This window comes from Oscillospiraceae bacterium, assembly GCA_035353335.1.
Classification (GTDB): domain Bacteria; phylum Bacillota; class Clostridia; order Oscillospirales; family JAKOTC01; genus DAOPZJ01.
Window position 1 is genome coordinate 1 of the sequence record DAOPZJ010000106.1, and the last position, 3,820, is coordinate 3,820.

2 protein-coding genes are annotated in these 3,820 nt (G+C 50.1%); both read left to right on the forward strand.

The genetic code is table 11. The features are described from left to right. Positions 1-313: 313 nt before the first annotated feature. The gene (locus PKH29_12610) at positions 314-2,176 is read left to right on the forward strand and encodes an ABC transporter ATP-binding protein (protein HNX15680.1); all 1,863 of its coding nucleotides are present in this window, start codon (positions 314-316) and stop codon (positions 2,174-2,176) included. Continuing rightward, positions 2,151-3,820, forward strand: a 1,670-nt coding sequence (locus PKH29_12615) for an ABC transporter ATP-binding protein (protein ID HNX15681.1), incomplete at its 3' end; no start/stop codon positions are given. The genes PKH29_12610 and PKH29_12615, both read left to right, overlap by 26 nt.

Sequence of the window (3,820 nt, forward strand, 5' to 3'; positions counted from 1 at the left end):
CGTTCGCTACCTTTTTCCTTCCCTTACTTTGTAACACATCAATTGTAATCCTACACTTTTATTTTGACGCTGAATAAAAAACGGTTGACAAAATGGAAATCCTCGGCTATAATACGTCGTGTTTGACGCACCGAACGGGTGTAGGCAGATCAGTGTAGGGATCTGTGGGAGGTGCTTCTTGTTTCGATTGGCTGACGAAGCGGTTTGTTTCGTCTTATATATTTTGCTTGCGACGTGTTTTTAATTCGGTGGGGAACTATTTATAACCACAGAACTGCCTGCGGTCTTTTTAACCGTCTTTTGAGGTACAAATTTGAAAAATAAAGAACAAAAGAAGAAGGGTAATTTTACCTTTTTATTTAAGATTATGCTGGGGAACTGGCGTTTTTTCTGGACCTGCGTGATCACAATGGCGCTGGGGGTCGGCTTATCTTACATCACCCCGAAAATCGTAGGCGTCACAATCGATTCGGTCATCGGAACGCTGGATTTCAATTTGCCGCAGCAGCTTAAAGATTATATCTTACAACTCGGCGGGAGAGATTTTCTGCTGACTCACCTGTTCATCTGCGGTTTGCTCGTTTTTGCGGTCGCGGTGTTTTCCGCCGTGTTCAATTACATACGCAACTATTCGGGCGCTCAACTGGCACAGCATCTTTCTTATAAATTGCGCAAGACACTGTTTGGTCACATCCAACGGCTGCCGTTTTCGTGGCATAAATCCATTCAGACCGGCGACATCATGCAGCGATGCTCGTCCGATGTGGACACGATATGTAATTTTGTTTCAGGTCAGTTTACCGATGTCGTCCGCATCGTCTTTATGCTGGTTATCGCTTATGTGTTGATGTTTTCGATCAATACGAAACTCGCATTGGCCTGTTTGGCATTCGTACCGGTAGTCATCGGTTACTCGGGTGGGTTTTACGGCAGAATCGCAAAACGGTTCCTGTTGGCCGATGAAGCGGAAGGCCGCATGCATGCCATCGCACAGGAGAATTTCACCGGTGTTCGGGTCGTTAAGGCTTTCGGCCGCGAACGGCAGGAGCTTGATCGCTTCATGGCGGGCAACGACGAATACGCCAACCTGTGGATTAAAACCGGCGAACTATTGGGCTGGTATTGGAGCATCGGCGACTTGATCAGTGCTTCTCAAACGGCCTTGCTGTTGATTTACGGTACTTTCCTGACAGTTCACGGTGAAATGAGTCCCGGTGAAATTATCGTTTTCGTCATGTACGGCGGGATGCTGGCATGGCCAATGCGCCGTCTCGGCAGAACCCTCGGTGAGATGAGCAAGGCAGGCGTTTCCATCGGAAGAATTAACGAAATCCTTTCGGTAAAGGCCGAACAGGATGAAGAAACCGATTTATCACCGGAAATCAAGGGCGACATCAAATACGAGCATGTCAATTTCGGGTTTGACAATGCCGAAGTCTTGCGCGATGTTTCGTTCGAGCTCAAAGCCGGTCAAACATTGGCGATCTTGGGAGGAACCGGCAGCGGAAAGTCAACGCTGCTGCACCTGCTGAACCGCCTTTATGACCTCGACGAGGAAAAAGGGCAGGGAAAGATCACGATCGATGGCATCGGCATCAATAAAATCAGTCGCAGACATCTGCGCCGTAATATCGCAATGGTGCTTCAGGAGCCGTTTCTGTTCTCCGATACCATCGATAATAACTTGAAATTGGCTGCGCCTGAAACGACTCATGAGGACATCGAATCGGCGACCTGTACGGCGGAAATTCACAATTCGATTCTCGAATTCCCGAAGGGCTACGAGACCCTGATCGGAGAAAAAGGCGTCACGCTCTCGGGCGGACAGAGACAGCGTGTTGCGATTGCGCGGGCATTGGTTGAAGATGCGCCGGTGCTGGTGTTCGACGATTCGCTCTCTGCGGTTGACGTCGAGACCGACAGCAAGATCCGTTCCGCGCTTAAAAAACGCACTAAGGATACGACAACCATCATCATTTCGCACCGCATTTCGACGCTGATGGACGCAGATGTCATCATGGTGCTCTCGGAGGGTAAAATCGCCGAGATGGGAAATCATGCGGAACTTTTGAAACTAAACGGTATATATAGCTCCATCTTCAACATCCAGAGCATGTTTGAGGAGGAGATGGAAACGGAGGTGGGCGCAAATGGCGGCGGAAATCAATCAAAATAATTACGACGAGTACGCGCTCAGCAATAAATTCGAATTCAAAGAGTGGAAACGCTTGTTCGTTTTCCTTAAAAAGCACAAGCGATATCTGATTCCGCTTCTTTGCTGCACAATGATTACGGCTTGTGTCGACTCTCTGATACCGTATTTCTCCCGGTATGCATTCAATGTTTACGTCGGCGGAAATACCACACAGGGAATCCAATGGTTTATCCTGCTGTATTCAGTCGCGATACTGATTCAGGTCACCGGAACGATTATCTTCATCCGCAACTCGATGAACCTCGATCTACGGGTAGGCAGAGATATGCGCAACGCCTGCTTTGAGAAACTGCAGCGGCAATCACTTTCCTATTTCAACGTCACACCGGTCGGATATCTGCTTGCGCGTGTACTCAACGACACCGCGAGCTTGGGCGGTATGCTCGCCTGGGGTCTTGCCGATACGGTCTGGACCACCTGTTATCTGACCTTCTGTTCGGTCTCTATGTTCATTCTGAACTGGAAACTGGCATTACTCGTCATGTTGGTACTGGTCGGATCGATAGTCATCTTGCAGCTGATGCAAAAAAACATCCTCAAATTGAACCGCGAAGTACGCAGAACCAATGCGAAACTGACCGCTGTGTTCAATGAGGACATCACCGGCGCAAAGACCATCAAAACGCTCGCCGTCGAGGACAGCGTCTGCCATTCGTTTGATAACATCAACACAGAATTGCGTACTAAAGCGCTGCGGTCAAGGCGCCTGCGTTCAGTGTTCCAGCCGATCATACTGGTTCTTGGCACGATGATATTGGCGGTTGTAATTTCCTCGGGCAGCGGTTTTGCCGGCGACGCCGAAGGACTCGGCACGCTGGCGGTGTTTATCGCTTATGCGCTTTCAATCATTGACCCGATCTCGAACATTACCGACTTTTCGGTCGATCTGATCGCGCTTCAAGTCAACGTAGAGCGTATTAACCGCTTAATTGATGCAGAACCGTTGGTCAAAGACCGCCCCGACATCGTTGAAAAATACGGCGACATCTTCGAGCCGAAACGCGAGAACTGGGAGCCGATCAAAGGCGACATCGAATTCGACGACGTGACTTTCCGCTATCCGGACGGTAATGTCGATGTATTATCGCACTTTAATCTCAAAATCAAATCCGGCAGCTGCATCGCCATCGTCGGCGAGACCGGCGCGGGCAAATCAACCCTCGTCAACTTGGCCTGTCGGTTTTTTGAGCCGACCGAGGGTAGAGTGCTGATCGACGGCGTCGATTACCGCGAGCGCTCGATCAACTGGCTGCATTCCTCCATCGGTTATGTACTTCAGCAGCCGCATCTGTTCTCGGGCACGATTAAAGAGAATATCCGTTACGGCAATCCCGACGCCACCGACGAAGAGATCATCGAGGCCGCCAAGGTCGCCTGCGCGCATGATTTTATTTCAAATCTCAAGGACAGCTACGACTCCAACGTCGGCGAGGGCGGCGATCTGCTTTCGACCGGACAGAAACAGCTGATCTCCATCGCCCGCGCGGTGGTTGCGAATCCGCGCGTCTTCGTGCTCGATGAAGCGACCTCATCGGTCGACACCGAGACGGAACAGCTGATTTCTAAAGTCATTTCGACCGTGCTTGAAAACCGTACCTCGTTCAT